Raw genomic sequence first — 21,392 nt, 5'->3', positions numbered from 1 at the left:
GGTCAGTTCGCGTGGTGACGAGTCAGCCCTCGTAACCCGGTGCCGACGAGGTAGAGACCGAGCGGGACGAACAGAACGACCGCGGCGGTGTCGGCCGGTCCCCACCAGAGCGCGCTGTTCACGCCGTCGGTGAGGTCCGGCGACTGCGCGTAGCTGAGGTAGTTGAACACGCGGTAGAGCGGCCACGCGAGGACGACGAGGCCGACACCGATTTTGGGGAGGGCGTCGGTGTTCACGGGTTCTCCTCTGACAAGGTGACAACTAACTGCTTCGATGGCGAGTCGACGGAGTCGGGGTCGACCGACACTACGATTTTACCGGTCACGCCCCAAACCACCGCTATGCTCGTCGGAATCGTCTCAGATACCCACGACAACCTCGACTGCGTACGGGCAGCCGTCGACCACTTCGAATCCGAATCCGTCGACGCCGTGGTCCACTGCGGCGACGTCGTCGCCCCCTTCTCGGCGACGCCGTTCGATTCGTCCTTCGAGTTCTACGCCGCCCGCGGCAACAACGACGGCGAGTGGAGCCTCCAGTTGACGGTGGAGTCGTTCGGCACCTACCTCGGCGAAGCGGGCGAACTCACCTTCGACGACCTCGACGTGGCCGTCTACCACGGGACGAGCGGGACGCTCGTGGACGCGCTCGTCGACTGCGGCGACTACGACTACGTCCTCCACGGCCACACCCACCGGCGAGAGGTCGAGGAACGCGGCGAGACGGTGCGCGTCAATCCCGGTGGACTCCCGATTCCGGGTGCCGACGACGCGTTCCACGTCGCCGTCCTCGACACCGAAACCGGCGAGGTGTCGTCGCACGAAGTCGCGTAGAAGGAGCAACGTCGGTCGCCGCTCGGACGGTTAGATGGTTAGTCGTCGGCGGCGACGAACGACCGCGTCTGCCCGCCGAAGACGCTCTCGAGGCCGACGCCGAGCGTCTCGTTCGTCAGCGCGATGCTCTCGTCTTTCGTCGCGCTGCCGGTGATGGCGCGGACGGCGTCGATGTTCTCGGGGATCACGTCGCTCTCCTGGTGAATCGCCTGGAAGAGGTAGAGGTCGTCGTCCTCGACGGCGATGGACTCCTCCCAGATGCAGTTCTCCCAGAGGTCGCCGCGGGGGCGACCGGCGTCCATGGCGAACTCCTTGAGCTTGCCGGTGCCGTCGATGCCGGAGTGTTGAGGGACGAAGAACAGCCGCGACTCGCCCGCGAGCAGGTCGCGCACGTCCTCGGCCGTCGGTGTCGATTCGAGCGTGACGTTGACGCTGTGGGTGTGCATCAGCGTCGCCGGCACCTTCAGTCCGAGCGTGTCGATCTTGAGGTCCGGGAAGATGGTCTGGACGTCCGGACCGTGGTGCGAGGGGAGCTTCACGGGGTCCGGTAGGATGTCGTTGATCGGTCCGCGGCCCGTCTGTCCGGGGTCGCCGCCGCGACGGACGAGCGTCACGCGCGCTTTCTTCACGCCGTAGGTCTCGTCGAGCGGCGCGAGCAGTCGAGAGAGACCGGTCGTGTTGCAGGAGACGGTTCGGACGAACTGCGCGTCGGTGGCCTCGTCGTAGTTGGCGCGCGCGTTGAAGCTCACGTCCGCGACGTCGGCGTCTTCGCCGCCCTGGAAGATGGCCGGGGTGTCGTGGCGCTCGTACAGTTCGCGGTTCTGTGCGCCGATTCCGGAGGGAGTGGTGTCGACGACCACGTCGCTGTCGGCGACCAGATCGTCGACCACGCCAGCGAGGGGAACGCCCGCTTCGTCGAACTGGTCGACGCGCTCGGGAAGCGCGGCGTAGAGGGAGTACCCGTTTCGGACTGCCGTCTCGGCTTCGAAGTTCGGCCGCGTCTTCGCAACCCCGACGAGTTCCATGTCGGGCTGCGCGCAGACGGCGTCTGCGACGCGTTTGCCGATTGTTCCGTAGCCATTGACGCCCACCTTGAGCATATCCGGACCTGCTACCGGGAAGGACATAGTTATTTCGGAGCTTAACACTTAGAAATTAACTCCGAGGCGAGTAACCATGTCTCGGTTTCAGGTCACTCAGGTCCGGATATTTCAGCGTTTAGGTGAGAATATTACCGGCCCCGAGCGGGCGATGTGGCAAAGCCTAACCCGTCGCCGACAGCCATCTGTGGTATGGCCGACCACAGCACCGGCGACGCGCTCCGTGCCGCCGCGGAGACGGCGCTCGAACAGTGTCTGAACGTCCAGCCCGAGGAGTCCTGCGTCGTCGTCACCGACGACAAGCGAGCGCCCATCGGCGAGGCGCTGTACGAGGTAGCGAGCGACATCACCGACGACGCCGTCGTCGTTCGCTACCCGCCGGGACCGCAGCACGGTGCGGAGCCGCCGGCACCCGTCGCGGCGGCGATGCGCGACGCCGACGTGTTCGTCGCGCCGACGACGAAGAGCCTGAGCCACACCCGCGCGCGTAGCGAGGCGTGCGACGCCGGCGCGCGCGGCGCGACGATGCCCGGAATCACGGAGGAGGTGATGCTCGCCGGGCTCGACGCCGACTACGAAGCGATCGCGCGGCACAGCCTCGACGTGCTCGAACAGGTCGTCGACGCCGACGAGATTCGCGTGACGACCGAGAGCGGCACCGATATCACGTTCGTCCCCGGCGACCGCGAGTGGCTCTCGGACACCGGGATGGTCCACGAGGCGGGGCAGTTCTCGAACCTCCCGGCGGGCGAGGTGTTCGTCAGTCCCGAGACGGTCGACGGCACTTACGTCGTCGACGGGACGATGATGCCGTACGGCCTGCTCGGAGAGGGGCAGGAGCTCCGTTTCGAGGTCGAAGACGGCTACGTCACGGAGATATCGGACGACGAGGTTCGGGCGCAGGTCGAAGCGGGCGCCGAAGAGGTCGGACGCGACGCGTACAACCTCGCCGAACTCGGCATCGGGACGAACGTCGGCGTCGACGACCTGGTCGGCTCCGTCCTCCTCGACGAGAAGGCCGCCGGCACGGTTCACATCGCCATCGGCGACGACGCCGGCATCGGCGGCGACACCGTCGCGCCGCTTCATCTGGACGGAATCATCCGCGAACCGACCGTGTACGCGGACGGGGAGGTCGTAAACCTCCCGACAGTCGAGCGGTGAAACCGCGAGACGGCGAGAAGGTGGAGCTTCCGCAGTAACGAACGGCGAGCGCGGCAACGGTCGGTCTGTCGCGGTCCAGCCCGTGCGAACGAAACTACCGCTGATACTGCTCGTACTGGTGCGTGAACTCCAGGAACTCGTCGAGCGGTCGAGTGCACCCCGCCATCGTCACGACGTTCGCGTCGGCGTCGTAGTCGACGATGCCCGCGTCCGCCAACTTCGGGAGGTGCGAGTGGTGTAAGTCGGCGCGGACCTGCTCGGTGACCTCCTCCGGAATCCGCTCTGGGTCCTCTTCGTACTCCCAGGCGGCGACCTGTTCTGCGACCTCCGAGAGCGTCGCCGGATAGCGACACGTCTGCAGGTGGTACAACACGTATCGACGGCGCGGGTCGCAGAGTACCTGAAACACCGCGTCGAGCGGAAACGTGTCGGTGTCGTCGACGCGGACGGAGTCAGGAAACTCCCCGGAGCCGTCTGTTCTCCCGTTGTCACCCCTCGTCTGTCTGTCGAATGAGTCGTCGTCCATCTTGTGTTCCCCCCAGTCCACTGGACGGTTCCGGTCGAACGTGTCGACGTCGTCGCCGACCGCCCTACAGCGATTCGTGTGCCTTTGACACAGTTTACGTACCACGGCAATACGGTTAGTACTGTTGTTGGTCGTTCGTGTTGTTTGCACAGCCACGCGTACGAGCGGTGGCGGGTTCCTTTCGAGAGTGGGGGTTCCTTTCGAGAGCGGGGGGTCGTCGTGAGAAGCGCGGACTTTTACGGCCAGATGGATTACGCCGTCGTATGAGCCAAAGCGAACGCGTCGCGGTGGTCTGTCCCTCCTGTTCACCGCAGACGGAGACGGTCCACGAGGTACTCAAACCCGGGGGCCAGACGACCGTCCGGTGCACCGAGTGCGGACACACCCACAAGACGAAAATCGAGGAGGAACGCGAGGTCGAACTGAGCGTCATCGTCTCCCAAGACGGCGAGTCGTTCAGCACGACCGTCGACGCGCCCGCCGAGGAGACGCTGGCGGTCGGCGAGGAGTTCGTCGCCGACACTCCGGAGGCCATCATGCTCGTCCGCATCACGTCGCTCGACGTCGGCGACGACCAGCGAGTCGAGGAAGCCGTCGCCGAGGACGTGGCGACCGTCTGGACCCGGGTCGTCGACAACGTGAGCGTCCCCGTGACGCTCCACCCCGGCGACGGCCGCCGCGACGAGACGCGGAGCTTCAAACTCAGCGTCCCCGGCGACTACGAGTTCGTCGTCGGCGAGACCGAGGAACTGAACGACGAGGAGTTCGAGATAGAGGGCATCCACGTCCGACTGAACGCGACGAACTACCGCTTCGACAAGTTCGACCGCGACGGCGACATGGTGTTCGCGAAGGACGTCAAGCGAATCTACGGCCGCGACGAGACGAGCTCGGCGTGGTCGGCGTGGTGAGCTAACCCTCCGCCCTACCGACGCGACGCGGAAGTGCCGAACGACGGAGGAGAACCCATGGACTTCGAAACCGCCCGCAAACGGATGGTCGACCGACTCGTCGACCGCGGCCGAATCGAGCGGGAGACGACGGCCGACGCGCTCCGCGCCGTCCCCCGTCACGCGTTCGTCCCGCCGGAGCGACGCGAGAGCGCCTACCAGGACCGTCCGCTGCCCATCGGCGGCGGCCAGACTATCAGCGCACCGCACATGGTCGCCATCGTCACCGACCTCCTCGCGCTCGACCCCGGCGACCGCGTGCTCGAGATCGGAACCGGTCGCGGCTACCACGCCGCCGTCACCGCCGAAGCGCTCGCGCGAGTCGAGCGCGGTGCCGGTGCCGGAGCCGACGACGCCGACGACGGAGGCGTGTACAGCGTCGAGTACGAACCGAAACTGGCCGAACACGCCCGCGAAACCCTCTCCGAGCACGGATACGACGTCGACGTCCGCACCGGTGACGGCTACGAGGGGTGGGCCGACCGCGCGCCGTACGACCGCGCGTACCTCGCCTGCGCGCCGGAGTCGCTACCGGAGCGAGTGGTCGAACAGCTCCGACCGGGGGGATGCATCGTTGGACCGGTCGGTCGCAGGCGTCAGCGACTCGTCCGCGCGTGGCGACGGGAGGACGGGCGCGTCGACCGCGAGACCCACGGCGGCGTCCGGTTCGTTCCGATGCGACGCAGCGACGACTGAGACGCCGCCGTCCCTCCCGGTCCGTCGGGGCCACGCAACGACCCTTTTTTGCCGACCGCCCGCTCACCCGTCTCTATGCCGACCGCACCTCGTTCGGGCTTCGACATCGAGACGTTGTTTCTCCTCTGGGCGGCCCGCGAGACCGGAGTCCTCGACGCGCTGACGAGTCGGGCAGGAACCGCCGACGCCGTCGCCGCGGAGACCGAGGTGACGCCCGAGGCGGCGCGCGTCGTCGTCGAGTCGCTCGCAGACCTCGGTTTCCTCCGGCGCGTCGGCGACGAGTACGAGGTGACGAACCGCGCACTCGGCTTTCTCGCCAAACGCGACGTGCGCTCCATCGGTCGCCTTCCGCACGCGCTCGACGTGCTGGACCGTTACACGGCGCTCCCCGAGACGATGACGACGGGGACGCCGCCGGAACCGTCCGACGACTCGCTGGTCAACCGGCTCGGCGCACACGCCGCGACCGACGAGGCGGTCGTGAGGGCGTCCGTCACTGCCGCGATCCGTCTCGCACCGCGTGCGGAGCGCGTACTCAACGTCGCGGGCGGGTCGGGCGTCTACGCCCGCGAGTTCGCCGCCAGGGGCTTCGAGACGACGATGTGCGACGGCGACGACGTCGTCGAGTACGTCGCTCCGGCGCTCGAACGCGAGGACGTGACGCTCGAACGCCGGTCGCTGGCGACGGTGGCCGACGGGACGTACGACCTCGTCTTCGGCGAGAACCTCTGTCGTTCGCTCGATGTCGCGGAGGTTCGGACGCTCTTCTCGACAGTCGAAGACGCGCTGTCGGCGTGCGGGGCGGCCGTCTTCGTCGAACCCGTCCGGGGTCGCTCGTCGTCGACAGCGACGGTTCGAGCGTCGATGGAGGCGCTCGCGACCGGTAGCGGCGGCGCGCACACCGACGCGCAGTACCGCGAGTGGTTCGCCGAAGCGGGATTCGAAGCCGTCCGCGTCGACGACGTGCCGGGGACCGACCTCCGAGCGGTCGGGGGATACAAGCGCGGAGTTGATTAGTCGCCGTCCCGCAAGGGGGGTATGGACCCCGCGGTACTGCGCGAGGACATGGTCGATGGCCTCGAACAGTCGCTCGGTGAACGCCTCGACGAACGCGTCGACGTGGCGATGCGGACGGTTCCGCGCCACGAGTTCGTCGACGACCAGCCGTACGCGAACAGAGACGCGACCGAAAACGGGAGTCGCGTACTCGCACCCTCGACCGTCGCACGACTGCTCTCCGCACTCGACACGACGGGGGGCGAGAACGTTCTCGTCGTCGGTGCCGGCGTCGGTTACACCGCCGCCGTCGTCGCCGAACTGGTCGGCGAATCGAACGTCCAAGCGATAGACATCTCTCGACGGATGGTGCTCTACGCCCGCCAGCGCCTCGCTCAGACCGGGTACGAAGGCGTCCTCGTCGACTGCCGCGACGGCGCGAGCGGCTACCCCGAGTACGCCCCGTTCGACCGAGTTCTCCTCGAAGCCGCGGCGATTCGGCCCCCGCGTTCGCTCGTCGACCAACTCGCGCCCTCGGGGAGACTCGTCTTCCCGATGGGCGGCCCGAAACAGACGCTCGTCGCCGTCGAACCCGGTCCCGAGGCGGCCGGACCGGACGGCGTCGTCGAGCGCTACGGTCCCGTCCAGTTCGCGCCGATGCTGGTCGACGGCGAACAACCGGACGGGCTGGCGCGGAACCGGACGGTGCGCGAGGACCGCGAGTACGCCGAGAGCGGCTGGCACGCTCGCGCCGGCTGGGAACAGGAGTGGGTCGACTGGGACGAACACCTCTGAGGGACGAACACCTCTGAGTCGAGTCGAGGGAGTCGACGAACTCCGGACGCTCACCCGCCGCGAATCACCAGTATCTTCGTGTTCGCCCGTCGGTCGACGAACTCGCTTCCCGCAGGTGGTTTCACCTCGACGACGAGCGTCCCGTCCTCCTGGTTCGGTCCGAGCGACGGGTCGACAGTCACCATCGCTTCACCGTTCGCACCGGTCGTCGCCGTCTGGACCGCTTCGAGACTGGCGCTGCCGCTCTTGACGACGAGCGTCGCGTCGGCGACCGGGTCGCCGTCCGCATCGACGGCCGTCAGCGTCAGCGTCTGTTCCCCGGGGCCGACGACGTCCGGCGAGGGCCGAACGTCGACCTCGACGACGGCGAGCCCCTGAATCCCGCTTATCATGTTCATCATCACGCTGAGGCTGGCCACCCCGACGACCAGTGCGATGACGAGGCGGATGGGAAGCCCCTCGATAGCGCGTTCGTCCTGTCGGAATCTGCCGAACTGTCCTCGGAGTGCGTCGAGCATACACCGGTCTGGCTCCCTTCCCTGGTTTAAACTCTCGTGCGAGCGTTGAAGCGACAGAACGAGGCTCACGGCTCGTATGCACGTTCTCGGACGAACGGCGGGAGAGTTCGAATCTCGGAACCCACAGACCGGCGCGACGCGACCGACCGGGCGTCTCGGAACGTACCGCGCCCGCGACGGGAGCGACGCGGCACCCGTCGGAATCGACTTCGACGAACCGCACGCGGCGTTCGTCGTCGGGAAGCGAGGGAGCGGGAAGTCGTACACGCTCGGGGTACTCGCCGAAGCCGCCGCCCGAGCGGACGGCGTGGCGCCCGTCGTCGTCGACCCGATGGGCGTCTTCTCGGGGCTCGCGGCCGCTTCGTCGGCGACCGACGTCGCCGCCACCGTCGTCGAAACCCCGGCTGTCGCGGCGGACTCGTTGCCACCGGCGTCGTGGCCTGGGCTCGTCGGCCTCGATTCGGAGAGTCCCGCGGGGACGGTCGTCTGGCAGGCGGCGACCGAAGAGAACTCGCTGTCGGCGATGCGAACGTACGTCGCCGATGCAGACGCCGGAGAGACGGCCCGACGCGCAGCGAGAAACCACCTCCGACTCGCCGACTCGTGGGGCGTGTTCGACCCGGCGGGCCTCGCAGTCGACGAACTCCTCGGTGGCGAGGCGACCGTGTTGGACCTCTCAGAAACCCCGGACGCGCCGGCGAACGCGGTCTGCGCGGCGGTCGCAGGGGGGCTGTACGAGCGGTGTGCGTCCGCCGTCTCGTCCCCGCTGGGGGAACCGACACGCCTGCCGTGGCTGTTCGTCGACGAAGCGCACGCGTTCTTCGACGGGGTCGCCGCCGACGCGTTACGGACGGTCCTCACTCGCGGGCGCGCGCCGGGGATGAGTCTCGTCGCCGCGACACAGCGCCCGAGTGCGCTGCCCGACGTCGCCGTTTCGCAGGCGGACCTCCTCGTCGCCCACCGACTGACGATGCAGGCCGACGTAGACGCGCTGACGGCGGCACAGCCGACGTACCTCGCCGGGACGATACGCGAGCGGCTGCCGACGCGGACCGGCGACGCGCTCGTCGTCGACGACACCACCGAGTCGGCGCACGCGGTCCGGATACGGGAGCGAGACACCCCGCACGGTGGGGGCAACCCGCGGGCGAGTCGAGTCGCCGACGGTGCGGACGGACGCGGCGACCGACGCGAGAGCGGAGAGTCGACCTAACACTCTCTCTTCCAGAGTCGAGGACGCACCCGACCCGGTGTCGGGGAGTGCTCGTCTCCGCCGAGGTGAGGTGACTCGGCGCGTATCGACAGGTACAGGCGACCGGAGGCCGAACGCCGAAACATGGCTGACGACCCGGCGGGCCGGTCGGTTCTCTCGCGTCTCGTCGCCGGAGCGACGGGAAAACCCTTTCTCGCGGTGATGGTCGCGTTGCTGCTCGCACTGTCGCTGTTCTTCTTGGCCGGTGGACTGCTCTACGTGTTCGGCTGAGTCGTTGCCGACCGCGCGGCGACTTCGCTCGCGGGTCGAACTTCAGAGAAGCGCCCGAGGCGGGATTTGAACCACGGTCGTTTCGTTCGCCGTGCTCGCTTCACTCTCTGATTCAAATCCCTTCTATGGTCGTACTGCCGCTCACGGTGCGGCGGGCACACGATAGGCGGCGCTCGTCGGAGTTGCTCGCGGAAAAAGTACGCCCGAGGCGGGATTTGAACCCGCGTCACGACCGTGACAGGGTCGTATGATGGGCCACTACACCACCCGGGCCTGACGCATCAAGACGTACTGGTCGAAGTTATTAATGGGTGTCGATATGCGGCGCAGACACAACACCATCGTCAAGAGGTATAGACGACCGGTCAGTCGAACTGCTCGGTGACAAGATAGTCGCTGGCCCAGTTGATCCGTGACTTCGGCGCTTTCGGATGGGGGTCTTCGACTCGAAGTCGCATCTCGCCGGCACCAGTGTCCGAGATAGGAATCCAGTACACACGCTTCGTCTCCGGCGAATAGACGGCATACGCGTCGATTTCGTCGGGCGTATACTCTGCGTCGACCCGACTGCCTTCGACTACGGTGGAACTGTAGAGATTGAACCGGATAGCACCATTGACCCAGTTTCCGGTTTTGCATTGGACACGATGCAGTGCCTCCGAGTCGTCGACAATCAAGTCGTAGCGGTCGCTGTCTCCAAACGGTACTGATACCGAGCAACCGAGAGCCATCAGTGCCCCGAGTATAGTAGCCTCCGTTTCATCACCACGGCGAGATGTGTTCACATCTCGGTGTCTCTGCCCAATCGAATGTGAATCTCCGGAGATCGAGGGGACGTTGCATTTGGGTCGGAATCTGAAGCGTCCGAGGCGGGCTTTTATATCCGCCCGACTTCACTCACTGCGCTCGTTCAAAAATCCCTCCGTGAGTATGCACCCGGAGTCACTTCGCTCGGCGACTAGACGACTCGCTCACGACGTAACCGCGGTAGAAAGACGCCCGAGGCGGGATTTGAACCCGCGTCACGACCGTGACAGGGTCGTATGATAGGCCACTACACCACCCGGGCTTACTGCATTCATCCGTTTCGCCGTGTCGTAAATAACGCTTACCATCCTGACGCGCCGTGCGGCGGGATACCGCGACCCGCGTGGCCGGAAAGCATATAATCGGTTACGTTCAGTTGCAGTGTAATGCAGGTTCCCGCTGTGGGTTCGACCACGGCCGGTTAGCGGTGCGCCGCGCGCTTGACAAGTGTTATATGGGTGGGTCGTTAATGCCGCTGTAGTATCTCGTGAGAGCTTCTTCCCACAAGCCCCACCCATGGTAGACGTAAGCCAACACAAACTTGTCCCGGAGCACACGCTCGTCGACGAGGAGGACGTCGACGCCGTGCTTCAGGAGTACAACGTCGAACGGACGAATCTGCCGAAGATCAAACGAAAAGACCCGGCGTTGCCGGACGAGGCCGAACCCGGTGACGTCGTCAGAATCGTACGCGACTCGCGAACGACGGACCAAGCAGTCGTTTATCGGCTGGTGATCGAATGAATCGACAAGACCGACGCACCATCTCCCGACAGTACTTCTCGGACGAACGCCTCGCAGAGCACCACTTCCGCTCGTTCAACGCCTTCCTCGAACGCGGCATGCAGGAGGTCGTCGACGAGAAGGAGACCATCGACACCGACATCGGCGACAAGGAGGGCGAGGAACCCGTCTACGTCGAACTCGGCGACGTTCGGGTCGTCACCCCGCGCGTCCGCGAGGCCGACGGCAGCGAGGAACTGCTGTACCCGCAGGAAGCGCGCCTCCGCAACATCACTTACTCCGCGCCCGTGTTCATGGAGATGTCCATCGTGCGCGGCGGCGAGGAGGAAGAGGAGGTCGTCGTCGACTCGACGGAGACGAAAGTCGGCCGCATGCCCATCATGGTCGGCTCCGAGCGCTGCAACATCTCCGACTTCGACCACGACGAGCTCGTCGAAATCGGCGAGGACCCCGTCGACCCCGGCGGCTACTTCATCGTCAACGGCTCCGAGCGCGTGCTGATGACGAGCGAGGACCTCGCGCCGAACAAGATTCTCGCCGAGTACGACACGAAGTACGGCGACGAGATTCAGGTCGCCAAGACGTTCAGCCAGCGCCGCGGCTACCGCGCGCTCGTGCTCTGCGAGCGCGGCCGCGACGGCCTGCTCGAAGTGTCGTTCCCCTCGGTCTCCGGCTCCGTGAACTTCGTGACGCTCGTTCGCGCGCTGGGACTCGAATCCGACGAGGAGATCGTCCACCGTGTCTCCGACGACCCGGAGATCGTGAAGTTCATGCTGGAGAACCTGGAGGAGGCCGACGTCCAGACGACCGAGGAGGCCATCGAGACCCTCGGCAAACGCGTCGCCAGCGGTCAGGGCAAGAACTACCAGCTGAAGCGCGCCAACTATGTCATCGACCGGTACCTCCTGCCGCATCTCCACGAGGAGGGCGTCGAGGAGGAAGAGGTCCGCATCAACAAGGCGTTCTACCTCTGCCGGATGGCCGAGGCGTGTTTCGAGCTCGCGCTCCAGCGCCGCGAGGCCGACGACAAGGACCACTACGCCAACAAGCGCCTCAAGGTGAGCGGCGACCTGATGAGGGACCTGTTCCGGACGGCGCTCAACAAGCTCGCGCGCGACGTGAAGTACCAGCTCGAACGCGCGAACATGCGGAACCGGAATCTGACGGTCAACACGGTCGTCCGCTCCGACGTGCTGACCGAGCGGCTCGAACACCCCATCGCCACGGGGAACTGGGTCGGCGGCCGCTCCGGCGTCTCGCAGTTGGTCGACCGGACCGACTACATGGGTGTGCTGTCTCACCTGCGCCGCCTCCGCTCGCCGCTGTCGCGTTCGCAGCCGCACTTCGAGGCGCGCGACCTGCACGCGACCCAGTGGGGTCGCATCTGTCCCTCCGAGACCCCTGAGGGACCGAACTGCGGACTGGTGAAGAACTTCGCGCAGGCGATGGAGCTCTCGCAGAACGTCGAGGACGAACAGGCACTGAAACGAGAACTGGCGTCGATGGGTGTCGAGGGGATGCCCGGACTGGAAGGCGTCGAACCGACGACGGCGGACGACTAAACCATGGCTCAGGCACGAGAGGCGAAAGTATACGTCAACGGGAGCCTGGTCGGGACCCACCCGGACCCGAACCAGCTCGCGGAACAGATTCGGGAAGCACGACGACGCGGCGACGTCAGCGAGATGGTCAACGTCTCGGTGAAAGGTCGGACCCGCGAAGTCATCATCAACGCGGACGCGGGCCGTGCCCGCCGTCCGCTCATCGTCGTCGAGGACGGCGAACCGCTGCTCGGCGACGAGGAGATCGAGGCCGTCGAGAGCGGGGAACTGGAGTTCCAGGACCTCGTCGACCGCGGCTACATCGAGTTCATCGACGCCGAGGAGGAAGAGGACATCTTCGTCGGCGTCGACGAGGACGAACTCACCGAGGACCACACGCACCTCGAGATCGACCCACAGCTCATCTTCGGCATCGGTGCCGGGATGATTCCGTATCCGGAACACAACGCCTCGCCCCGCATCACGATGGGCGCGGGGATGATGAAGCAGTCGCTCGGCATCCCGTCGGCGAACTACCGCATCCGCCCGGACACGCGTCAGCACCTGATGCACTACCCGCAGCTGGCGATGGTGAAGACGCAGACGACCGAGCAGATCAACTTCGACGAGCGCCCCGCGGCGCAGAACTTCGTCGTCGCCGTGATGAGCTACGAGGGGTTCAACATCGAGGACGCGCTCGTCATGAACAAGGGGTCGGTCGACCGCGCGCTCGCGCGCTCGCACTTCTTCCGCACCTACGAGGGAGAGGAACGCCGCTACCCCGGCGGTCAGGAGGACCGCTTCGAGATTCCGTCGCAGGACGTGCGCGGTGCGCGCGGGGAAGACGCGTACACGCACCTCGACGAGGACGGCCTCGTCAATCCCGAGACGGTGGTCGACGAGAACTCCGTGCTGCTCGGCAAGACGTCGCCGCCGCGGTTCCTCGAAGAGCCCGACGACATGGGCGGGCTCAGCCCGCAGAAGCGACGCGAGACGAGCGTCACGATGCGCTCGGGCGAAGACGGCGTCGTCGACACGGTGACGCTGATGGAGGGCGAGGACGGCTCGAAGCTCTCGAAGGTCTCCGTCCGCGACGAGCGGATTCCGGAACTCGGCGACAAGTTCGCCTCCCGACACGGACAGAAAGGCGTCGTGGGTCACCTCGCGCCCCAGCAGGACATGCCGTTCACGGCCGACGGCCTCGTCCCCGACCTGGTTCTCAACCCGCACGCGCTCCCGTCGCGGATGACGGTCGGCCACGTGCTGGAGATGCTCGGCGGCAAAGTCGGCGCGCTCGAAGGCCGACGCGTCGACGGGACGGCGTTCCAGGGCGAGAGCGAAGACGAACTCCGCGGCGCGCTCGAAGACCACGGCTTCATGTCCTCCGGTAAGGAGGTCATGTACTCGGGCGTCACCGGCGAGAAGATCGAGGCCCAGATCTTCGTCGGGGTCATCTTCTACCACAAGCTGTACCACATGGTGAGCAACAAACTGCACGCCCGCTCGCGCGGGCCGGTGCAGGTGCTCACCCGCCAACCCACCGAGGGTCGCGCCCGCGAGGGTGGGCTGCGCGTGGGTGAGATGGAGCGCGAAGTGCTCATCGGCCACGGCGCGGCGATGGCGCTGAAGGAACGGCTGCTGGACTCCTCGGACCGCGAGGAGGTGTACATCTCGGCGGACACCGGGATGGTCGCGGTCGAGGACCGCGAACAGCGTCGCATCTACGACCCCGTCACCGGCGACGAGGACAACATCCACCGCGTCGAGGTGAGTTACGCGTTCAAACTCCTGCTCGACGAGATGAAGGCGCTCGGCATTCGACCGAAACTCGAACTGGAGGACGCAGTTTAAATGTCAATGCAAACACCGAAAGAGATCGGCGGCATCCGCTTCGGGCTGATGGACCCGGAGACGTACCGAGACATGTCCGCGACGAAGGTCATCACGGCGGACACTTACGACGACGACGGCTACCCCATCGACATGGGGCTGATGGACCCGCGACTGGGCGTCATCGACCCCGGACTGGAGTGTCGAACCTGCGGTCAGCACTCCGGGTCGTGTAACGGCCACTTCGGCCACATCGAACTGGCCGCGCCCGTCATCCACGTCGGTTTCACGAAGCTCATCCGCCGGCTGCTGCGCTCGACGTGTCGACAGTGCGGTCGTCTCGCGCTGACCGACGAGGAGCAGGCGGAGTTCCGCGCTCGCATGCAGCGCGCCGAGGAACTCAGCGAGGACTGGAGCGACGTGATGAAGGCCGCGGTCCGGCAGGCGCGGAAGGCCAAGCGCTGCCCGCACTGCAACGAACCGCAGCACGACATCAAACACGAGAAGCCGACGACGTACTACGAGGTCCAGGACGTGCTCTCGGGCGAGTACTCCGAACTCATCGCCGAGGCGATGCAGCCCGACGAGGAGGAAGACCGAGAGGGGATGGCTCCGCAGGAGCTCGCGGAGAAGACCGACATCGACCTCCAGCGGGTCAACCAGATTCTCTCCGGGGAGTTCCGCCCCCGCAAGGAGGACCGGAAAGCCATCGAGAAGGCGCTCTCCATCGACCTCACCGTCGAGGACATGAACAAGCTGATGCCCTCGGACATCCGCGACTGGTTCGAGGACATCCCGAACGACGACATGGAGACGCTCGGCATCGACTCCGAGCGCGCGCGCCCCGAGTGGATGATTCTCACCGTGCTGCCGGTGCCGCCGGTGACGGCGCGTCCGTCCATCACGCTCGACAACGGCCAGCGCTCCGAGGACGACCTGACCCACAAGCTGGTCGACATTATCCGCATCAACCAGCGGTTCATGGAGAACCGTGAGGCCGGTGCTCCGCAGCTCATCATCGAGGACCTCTGGGAACTGCTGCAGTACCACGTCACCACGTTCATCGACAACGAGATCTCGGGCACGCCGCCGGCGCGACACCGCTCCGGTCGCCCGCTGAAGACGCTCAGTCAGCGCCTGAAGGGCAAGGAAGGTCGCTTCCGCGGCTCGCTCTCCGGCAAGCGCGTCAACTTCTCGGCGCGTACCGTCATCTCGCCGGACCCGACGCTCTCGCTCAACGAGGTCGGCGTCCCCGACCGCGTCGCGTCGGAGATGACGCAGACGATGAACGTCACCGAGCGGAACATCGAGGAGGCCCGGCAGTACGTCCGCAACGGCCCCGAGAACCATCCGGGCGCGAACTACGTCAAGCGCCCCGACGGTCGCCGTCTGAAGGTGACCGAGAAGAACTGCGAGGAACTCGCAGAGAAAGTCGAACTCGGCTGGGAAGTGAACCGGCACCTCATCGACGGCGACATCGTCATCTTCAACCGCCAGCCGTCGCTGCACCGGATGTCCATCATGGCCCACGAGGTGGTCGTGATGCCGTACAAGACGTTCCGGCTCAACACCGTCGTCTGTCCGCCGTACAACGCCGACTTCGACGGCGACGAGATGAACATGCACGCGCTGCAGAACGAGGAGGCCCGCGCGGAGGCGCGCGTCCTCATGCGCGTGCAGGAACAGATTCTCAGCCCGCGCTTCGGCGAGAACATCATCGGCGCGATTCAGGACCACATCTCCGGCACCTACCTGCTGACCCACGAGAATCCGAAGTTCACGGAGACGCAGGCGCTCGACCTGCTGCGCGCGACCCGCGTGGACGAGCTGCCCGAGCCGGACGGCGAGGAGAACGGCGAGTCCTACTGGACGGGCCACTCCATCTTCTCGGAGCTGCTGCCCGACGACCTCTCTCTGGAGTTCAGCAGTTCGACCGGCGACGACGTCGTCATCGAGGACGGTCAGCTCGTCGGCGGCACCATCGACGAGGACGCCGTCGGCGCGTTCGGCGGCGAGATCGTCGACACCATCACCAAAGTGTACTCGGAGACGCGCGCTCGCGTGTTCGTCAACGAGATCTCCGCGCTGGCGATGCGCGCCATCATGCACTTCGGGTTCTCCATCGGTATCGACGACGAGTCGATTCCGGAGGAGGCCGGCGAGCAGGTCGACGAGGCCATCGAGAACGCCTACGAGCGCATCGACGAACTCATCGCCACGTACGACGCGGGCGAACTCGAGTCGCTGCCGGGTCGCACCGTCGACGAGACGCTGGAGATGAAGATCATGCAGACGCTCGGCAAAGCGCGTGACTCCGCCGGTGAGATCGCCGACGACCACTTCGGCGACGACAACCCCGCGGTCATCATGGCGCGTTCGGGCGCGCGTGGGTCGATGCTGAACCTCACGCAGATGGCCGGCTGTGTCGGACAGCAGGCGGTTCGCGGCGAGCGCATCAACCGCGGTTACGAGGACCGCACGCTCAGCCACTACAAGCCGAACGACCTCTCCGCGGAGGCGCACGGCTTCGTGGAGAACTCCTACCGCGGCGGTCTCACGCCGCGCGAGTTCTTCTTCCACGCGATGGGTGGCCGCGAGGGCCTCGTCGACACGGCGGTCCGGACCTCCAAGTCCGGATATCTGCAGCGTCGGCTCATCAACGCGCTCTCCGAACTGGAGACGCAGTACGACGGCACGGTGCGCGACACCTCGGACACCATCGTCCAGTTCGAGTTCGGCGAGGACGGCACCTCGCCGGTGAAGGTGTCCTCCTCGAAGGACAACGACATCGACGTCGAGAGCATCGCCGACCGCGTGATGGACGCGGAGTTCGACGACGAGGCGACCCGTCAGCAGTTCCTCGGCCGCGAGGAACCGCCGACGAACCTCTCGGAGCACGCCGAGCCGCGTCTCGGCGAGGCGCGCACCCAGGAGGTAGAATCAGATGACTGAGATCACAGACGACATCGAGGCCGTCGTCGAGGACACCGAGCTCCCGCGACGACTCAAAGACCGCGTGTACCGCACCATCGAGGAACGAGACGACGTGAGCGTCGAGAAAGCCGACGATATCGCCCGCGCCGTCGAGGTCCGGTATCTCGACACCCGCGTCGACCCGCTCGACCCCGTCGGCACCGTCTCCGCGCAGTCCATCGGGGAGCCGGGGACGCAGATGACGATGAACACGTTCCACTACGCGGGCGTCGCCGAGATCGACGTGACGCAGGGGCTGCCGCGGCTCATCGAGCTCGTGGACGCGCGGAAGACGCCGGACACGCCGATGATGACGGTCCACCTCGAAGACGAGTACGCCGAGGACCGCGAGAAGGCCCACGAGGTCGTCTGGAGCATCGAGGCGTCGAAGATCTTGGCGCTCGGCGACGTGTCGACGAACGTCGCCGACATGCTCGTGCAGGTCGACCTCAACGACGAGACGCTGATGGAGCGGTGGCCCCGCGCCTCGAACGTCGACGAGGTCGCCGACGAGATCGCCGACACCATCGAGGACGCCCTCGGCGTGACGACTCGACTGTCGGGGACGGTCATCGAGTTCGGCCCCGACCAGCCGAGTTACCGGAAGCTGCTGCAGTTGGTCGAAGAGCTCCGCGACGTCGTGTTCAAAGGCATCGAGGAGGTCACCCGCGTCGTCATCCGCAAGGAGAAGACCGACGACGGCGAGGAGTTCGTCCTCTACACCGAGGGGTCGGCGTTCGGCGACGTGCTCGCCATCGAGGGCGTCGACGCGTCGCGGACGACGTGTAACAACATCCACGAGATCCACCGCAACCTCGGCGTCGAGGCCGCGCGCGAGGCCATCATCAACGAGACGATGGAGACGCTCGAAGAGCAGGGTCTCGACGACGTGAACGTCCGACACCTGATGCTCGTCGCGGACATCATGACGAACCGCGGGACCATCGAGTCCATCGGCCGTCACGGTATCTCCGGGTCGAAGGAGTCGGTACTCGCCCGCGCGGCGTTCGAGGTGACGGTGAACCACCTGCTCGACGCCGCCATCCACGGCGAAGAGGACGACCTCAACGGCGTCATCGAGAACGTCATCGTCGGCAAGCCGGTCGCCATCGGCACCGGCGACGTCGACCTCCGGATGGGCTCGTTCAGCGCGAACACCGAACAGCCCTCGGACGACTAGCCACCATGCGCGTCACGCTGTCGGACGACGCCCGCCGCTACCTCGGCGCGTTCGACGAGGAGACCGGCGCGAGCGCCACCGACTGCCTCGTCTACGACGACCGAATCGTCGTCCTCGTCGGGGCGGGCGAGATGGGCAAGGCCATCGGTCCCGGCGGGAAGACGGTGAAGCGACTCGAGCGCAAACTCGGTCGAAACGTCGAACTCGTCGAGGACGCCGATACCCCCGAAGCGTTCGTCGCGAGCGCGCTCGCGCCGGCGACGGTCCGGCACGTGACCATCAGCGACCAGAACGACCGCGTCGCCTACGTCGAAGTGGCCGACGGCGACCGCGGCGTCGCTATCGGTAAGCGCGGTCAAAACATCGAGACGGCGCGGACGTTGGCGCGTCGACACTACGACATCGACGACATCCAACTGACGTAATCCGACGGGGCCGTAGTCCAATCCTACCGCTCGGCACCGTCGCCGGTGCCCGATTTAGGGATGTGACATGCAGTTATTACAAGCCCTATAACTATCTCACCGAGCGTCGTCTTGCTATCGTATGTCACAGTCCGAGCAACCGGCGTCCGTCTCAGACGGACCACAGTCCGCCGCCGAGCGGCGCACTGCCGACTCCGAGTCCAGCGTCGACTCGGAGTGCCGGCCCTCCGTCTCGATACGATGTCCCTCCTGCGGCGAACGCATCAGTGCGACGTTGGCACTGTCCGGCGGCGAGTCCTCCGACGCGCGAGCGACCGACGACCCCGGTGAGTACGGGAAGCGAAAGCGAGCAGGAGAGGCGACCATCGCCGCCGACGGCGGAGTCGACACCGAGCACCAGCGCACAGCACCCGTCTCCGACCCGGCGCTCGAGGACGAACTCTGCGGAAAATCGGTGCAGTGCACGGACTGCGACGGGGAGTTCGAACTGCTGTTCTACTACTGAGCCTCGCCGAGCATCGGCTCCGAAGGTAGAACTGCCGGGCGACGTGGGCCTCCAGAGAGCTATTGGTCGGGACGCCGTACCGTCGGTATGGGAGACCTCGCAGCGCTGCAGGTCGCGGCTCCGTTCGTAGAACTGCTGGTCGGTGACGGACTGTTCGCCCGGGCGGTGAAACTCGTCGCCGCGTTCGTGCTCGTCTACGGCGCAGGTCGGGGAGTCGTCGAACCGCTGGTGGTGCGGGCGGTCAGGGCGCGAAACGAGAACAACCCGACGGTCGTCGGCGCGGTCGAACTCTACCTCCGCGTCGGTGTCGTCGCCGTCGCGTTCGGCGCGGCGCTGGCGGCGGCCGGGTACACGCGGGTGTTGACGCGTTCGACTATCGCCGTCGCCATCGTCTCGCTGACGGTGGGCGTCGCCGGCCGGGAGGTGCTCGGGACGCTCGTCGGCGGGCTGTTTCTCGTGACCGACCCGAACTTCAACGTCGGCGACTACGTCGCGTGGGGTGACACCGAAGGCATCGTCGAGTCCATCGGCTTTCGAGTGACGCGGGTTCGGACCGTCGACAACGAGATAATCAGCGTCCCGAACACGGAGCTGACGACGAACGTCATCACGAAGCCGTACGGACAGAACCAGTTTCGCATCAACGAGGAGGTGGGCGTCTACTACGAGGAGGGCCTGGAGGAGGCCATCGAGATTCTGCGCGACGAGGCGGTGACCGACCCGGCCATCCTGAACGACCCTCAGCCGAAGATTCGCGTGCGCAGTTTCGAGGGCGACCACATCAGGGTACAGGTGCTGTTCTGGGTTTCGGAACCGACGCGGCGGACGGTGCTCGACACGTTCTCGGACTACGCCCGTCGGGTGCAGGCTCGCTGCGAGGCCACCGACATCACGCTCGGCGCGACCTCCGCGGTGGATATGGGCGGCGGCCTCGCGGTCGAGCGCGCCGACGAGTGAGTACAGGACCGCGGACGACTGCGGTCGACGACGGTCGAGAAACGACAGAACGTTCGTCGGCGGAGACTCGTGATAGCGAAGCGAAATCACCGAGTCTCCGCGCCGCGTTCGACCTGCGGCGCGCTGAGAGCGGTTCGTTCGAATCGGCGAAACGGGCGCAGATTCGAGTAGCGGGGTGAAAGAAGGAATCTGAGACCGTTTCGACGAGTGGAAAAGAGGACGCTTAAGTAGCTCGACTAAGTAGGCACTTCCACTATGGCGAACGGCAAATACGCCGCCCGCAAACTCAAGAAGGACCGTCAGAAGCGGCGATGGTCCGACTCGGAGTACGCGCGGCGCGAACGCGGTCTTCGGAAGAAATCGGACCCGCTCGAGGGTGCGCCGCAGGCGCGGGGCATCGTCCTCGAGAAGGTCGGCATCGAAGCGAAGCAGCCGAACTCGGCGATTCGTAAATGCGTCCGTGTTCAGCTCATCAAGAACGGGAAGCAGGTCACGGCGTTCTGCCCCGGCGACGGTGCCATCTCGTTCATCGACGAACACGACGAGGTGACCATCGCGGGTATCGGTGGCGCGAAGGGTCGCGCCATGGGTGACCTCTCCGGTGTCAACTACAAGGTAGAGAAAGTCAACGGCGTCGCGATGCTCGAACTCGTGCGCGGCAACGCGGAGAAACCGGTGCGCTAAGATGTCGGACGCAGAGAACGAATCCCCCGAGCCCGAGGCACCGGCCGACAGCGAGGAAGCGCAGACGAGCGCGCTCCTGTTCGGCGTCTGGGACGTCTCCGAGATCGAGTACACCGACCCCAGCACCCAGCGCTACCTCAACGTGACGCCCATCGCGCACACGATGGGTCGCCACGCTTCCAAGCAGTTCCGCAAGTCCGAGATTTCGGTCGTCGAGCGACTCATCAACCGCTTGATGCAGACCGAGGACAACACGGGCAAGAAGCAGAAGGCGCTCGGCATCGTCCGCGACGCCTTCGAAATCGTCAACGAGCGCAGCGAGGAGAACCCGGTTCAGATTCTCGTCCGCGCCGTCGAGAACGCCGCACCCCGTGAGGAGACCGTCCGCCTGAAGTACGGTGGTATCTCGGTCCCGAAAGCCGTCGACGTCGCGCCCCAGCGCCGCGTCGACCAGGCGCTGAAGTTCATCGCCGACGGCGTCGCATCGACGAGCTACAAGTCGACGACCTCGGCCTCCGAGGCGCTCGCACAGCAGCTCCTCGGCGCTGCGGAGTACGACGTCCAGTCGTATCCCATCAGCCAGAAGGAAGAGCGCGAGCGCGTCGCCGCCGCGGCCCGCTAATCTGCGACATTCTCTTTCGTTTTTTCGGCGGTGAGCGGTGCGCTTGCTATTCGTTCACGTGGC

Annotated in this window: 23 protein-coding genes and 2 tRNA genes; 18 read left to right on the top strand and 7 right to left on the bottom strand. The window is 66.0% G+C overall.

Annotation, left to right across the window (positions count from 1 at the left end):
- Nucleotides 1-2: 2 nt before the first annotated feature.
- Nucleotides 3-236, bottom strand: coding sequence for a hypothetical protein (locus tag FCF25_RS09245; protein ID WP_117592866.1), 234 nt, complete (start codon nt 234-236; stop codon nt 3-5).
- Between the two features lie 105 nt (nt 237-341).
- Between FCF25_RS09245 and FCF25_RS09240 the strand changes: the two genes are divergently transcribed.
- Nucleotides 342-833, top strand: coding sequence for a metallophosphoesterase (locus tag FCF25_RS09240; protein WP_137048350.1), 492 nt, complete (start codon nt 342-344; stop codon nt 831-833).
- 38 nt (nt 834-871) lie between these two features.
- On the opposite strand, the gene FCF25_RS09235 is transcribed toward FCF25_RS09240, so the two are convergent.
- Nucleotides 872-1,933, bottom strand: coding sequence for a type II glyceraldehyde-3-phosphate dehydrogenase (locus FCF25_RS09235; protein ID WP_117592872.1), 1,062 nt, complete (start codon nt 1,931-1,933; stop codon nt 872-874).
- Nucleotides 1,934-2,125: 192 nt separating this feature from the next.
- On the opposite strand from FCF25_RS09235, the gene FCF25_RS09230 reads away from it, so the two are divergent.
- Nucleotides 2,126-3,097, top strand: a complete 972-nt coding sequence (locus FCF25_RS09230) for an aminopeptidase (RefSeq protein WP_137048347.1) — start codon at nt 2,126-2,128, stop codon at nt 3,095-3,097.
- Between the two features lie 94 nt (nt 3,098-3,191).
- Here the strand turns inward: FCF25_RS09230 and FCF25_RS09225 are convergent, their stop codons facing one another.
- On the bottom strand, nt 3,192-3,623 hold the full coding sequence (locus tag FCF25_RS09225) for a hypothetical protein (protein WP_117592878.1): 432 nt from the start codon (nt 3,621-3,623) through the stop codon (nt 3,192-3,194).
- 263 nt (nt 3,624-3,886) lie between these two features.
- Here FCF25_RS09225 and FCF25_RS09220 point away from each other — a divergent pair, with 263 nt between their 5' ends.
- The 4 genes from FCF25_RS09220 (at nt 3,887) to FCF25_RS09205 (ending at nt 7,060) form a co-directional block, all read left to right on the top strand.
- A complete protein-coding gene (locus FCF25_RS09220; protein WP_117592880.1) occupies nt 3,887-4,534 on the top strand; it encodes an HVO_0476 family zinc finger protein in 648 nt (215 codons plus the stop codon).
- 57 nt (nt 4,535-4,591) lie between these two features.
- Complete coding sequence (locus FCF25_RS09215) at nt 4,592-5,269, top strand: protein-L-isoaspartate(D-aspartate) O-methyltransferase (RefSeq protein WP_137048346.1); 678 nt, start codon at nt 4,592-4,594, stop codon at nt 5,267-5,269.
- Between the two features lie 75 nt (nt 5,270-5,344).
- On the top strand, nt 5,345-6,286 hold the full coding sequence (locus tag FCF25_RS09210) for a methyltransferase domain-containing protein (protein ID WP_137048344.1): 942 nt from the start codon (nt 5,345-5,347) through the stop codon (nt 6,284-6,286).
- A 21-nt stretch (nt 6,287-6,307) separates the two neighbouring features.
- Nucleotides 6,308-7,060 (top strand): protein-L-isoaspartate O-methyltransferase, encoded by a 753-nt coding sequence (locus FCF25_RS09205; protein ID WP_137048342.1) that lies wholly within the window; start codon nt 6,308-6,310, stop codon nt 7,058-7,060.
- Nucleotides 7,061-7,110: 50 nt separating this feature from the next.
- Here the strand turns inward: FCF25_RS09205 and FCF25_RS09200 are convergent, their stop codons facing one another.
- The gene (locus FCF25_RS09200; RefSeq protein WP_137048341.1) at nt 7,111-7,578 is read right to left on the bottom strand and encodes a carboxypeptidase regulatory-like domain-containing protein; all 468 of its coding nucleotides are present in this window, start codon (nt 7,576-7,578) and stop codon (nt 7,111-7,113) included.
- 76 nt (nt 7,579-7,654) lie between these two features.
- On the opposite strand from FCF25_RS09200, the gene FCF25_RS09195 reads away from it, so the two are divergent.
- Both FCF25_RS09195 and FCF25_RS15600 read left to right on the top strand, forming a co-directional pair.
- Nucleotides 7,655-8,791 (top strand): ATP-binding protein, encoded by a 1,137-nt coding sequence (locus tag FCF25_RS09195; RefSeq protein ID WP_137048339.1) that lies wholly within the window; start codon nt 7,655-7,657, stop codon nt 8,789-8,791.
- A 123-nt stretch (nt 8,792-8,914) separates the two neighbouring features.
- Nucleotides 8,915-9,061 (top strand): hypothetical protein, encoded by a 147-nt coding sequence (locus FCF25_RS15600; protein WP_157972672.1) that lies wholly within the window; start codon nt 8,915-8,917, stop codon nt 9,059-9,061.
- A 200-nt stretch (nt 9,062-9,261) separates the two neighbouring features.
- On the opposite strand, the gene FCF25_RS09190 is transcribed toward FCF25_RS15600, so the two are convergent.
- The 3 genes from FCF25_RS09190 to FCF25_RS09180 form a co-directional block, all read right to left on the bottom strand.
- A tRNA-Asp gene (locus FCF25_RS09190) sits at nt 9,262-9,334 on the bottom strand.
- Nucleotides 9,335-9,426: 92 nt separating this feature from the next.
- Nucleotides 9,427-9,846 carry a group I intron-associated PD-(D/E)XK endonuclease gene (locus tag FCF25_RS09185; RefSeq protein WP_137048337.1) on the bottom strand — a complete coding sequence of 140 codons (420 nt, stop codon included), beginning with the start codon at nt 9,844-9,846 and terminating at the stop codon, nt 9,427-9,429.
- Nucleotides 9,847-10,057: 211 nt separating this feature from the next.
- Nucleotides 10,058-10,130: transfer RNA gene (locus tag FCF25_RS09180), tRNA-Asp, on the bottom strand.
- A 254-nt stretch (nt 10,131-10,384) separates the two neighbouring features.
- On the opposite strand from FCF25_RS09180, the gene FCF25_RS09175 reads away from it, so the two are divergent.
- From FCF25_RS09175 to FCF25_RS09130, 10 genes are all read left to right on the top strand, one after another.
- Entirely contained in the window at nt 10,385-10,612 is a 228-nt protein-coding gene (locus tag FCF25_RS09175) for a DNA-directed RNA polymerase subunit H (protein ID WP_117592896.1), read from the top strand.
- Nucleotides 10,609-12,174, top strand: a complete 1,566-nt coding sequence (locus FCF25_RS09170) for a DNA-directed RNA polymerase subunit B'' (RefSeq protein WP_117592898.1) — start codon at nt 10,609-10,611, stop codon at nt 12,172-12,174. The genes FCF25_RS09175 and FCF25_RS09170 overlap by 4 nt, the downstream gene beginning before the upstream one ends.
- 3 nt (nt 12,175-12,177) lie before the next feature.
- The gene (rpoB, locus tag FCF25_RS09165; RefSeq protein ID WP_117592900.1) at nt 12,178-14,004 is read left to right on the top strand and encodes a DNA-directed RNA polymerase subunit B; all 1,827 of its coding nucleotides are present in this window, start codon (nt 12,178-12,180) and stop codon (nt 14,002-14,004) included.
- A gap of 6 nt (nt 14,005-14,010) precedes the next feature.
- Nucleotides 14,011-16,935 (top strand): DNA-directed RNA polymerase subunit A', encoded by a 2,925-nt coding sequence (locus tag FCF25_RS09160; RefSeq protein ID WP_117592902.1) that lies wholly within the window; start codon nt 14,011-14,013, stop codon nt 16,933-16,935.
- Entirely contained in the window at nt 16,928-18,136 is a 1,209-nt protein-coding gene (gene rpoA2, locus FCF25_RS09155) for a DNA-directed RNA polymerase subunit A'' (protein ID WP_137048335.1), read from the top strand. Before FCF25_RS09160 ends, rpoA2 begins: the two co-directional genes overlap by 8 nt.
- 5 nt (nt 18,137-18,141) lie before the next feature.
- The gene (locus FCF25_RS09150) at nt 18,142-18,561 is read left to right on the top strand and encodes a NusA-like transcription termination signal-binding factor (RefSeq protein ID WP_117592907.1); all 420 of its coding nucleotides are present in this window, start codon (nt 18,142-18,144) and stop codon (nt 18,559-18,561) included.
- Nucleotides 18,562-18,682: 121 nt separating this feature from the next.
- Nucleotides 18,683-19,066: a hypothetical protein gene (locus FCF25_RS09145; protein WP_137048333.1), complete on the top strand. Its 384-nt coding sequence runs from the start codon at nt 18,683-18,685 to the stop codon at nt 19,064-19,066.
- Between the two features lie 87 nt (nt 19,067-19,153).
- Nucleotides 19,154-20,023, top strand: coding sequence for a mechanosensitive ion channel family protein (locus FCF25_RS09140; protein ID WP_137048331.1), 870 nt, complete (start codon nt 19,154-19,156; stop codon nt 20,021-20,023).
- Between the two features lie 255 nt (nt 20,024-20,278).
- Nucleotides 20,279-20,707, top strand: coding sequence for a 30S ribosomal protein S12 (locus FCF25_RS09135; protein ID WP_058580647.1), 429 nt, complete (start codon nt 20,279-20,281; stop codon nt 20,705-20,707).
- Between the two features lies 1 nt (nt 20,708).
- A complete protein-coding gene (locus FCF25_RS09130) occupies nt 20,709-21,329 on the top strand; it encodes a 30S ribosomal protein S7 (RefSeq protein WP_117592913.1) in 621 nt (206 codons plus the stop codon).
- The last annotated feature ends 63 nt before the right edge of the window (nt 21,330-21,392 follow it).

Source organism: Haloprofundus sp. MHR1 (genome assembly GCF_005155585.1).
GTDB lineage: Archaea > Halobacteriota > Halobacteria > Halobacteriales > Haloferacaceae > Haloprofundus > Haloprofundus halophilus.
The sequence above is the reverse complement of the archived record's forward strand: the minus strand, read 5'-3'. Positions and strand labels throughout refer to the sequence as shown.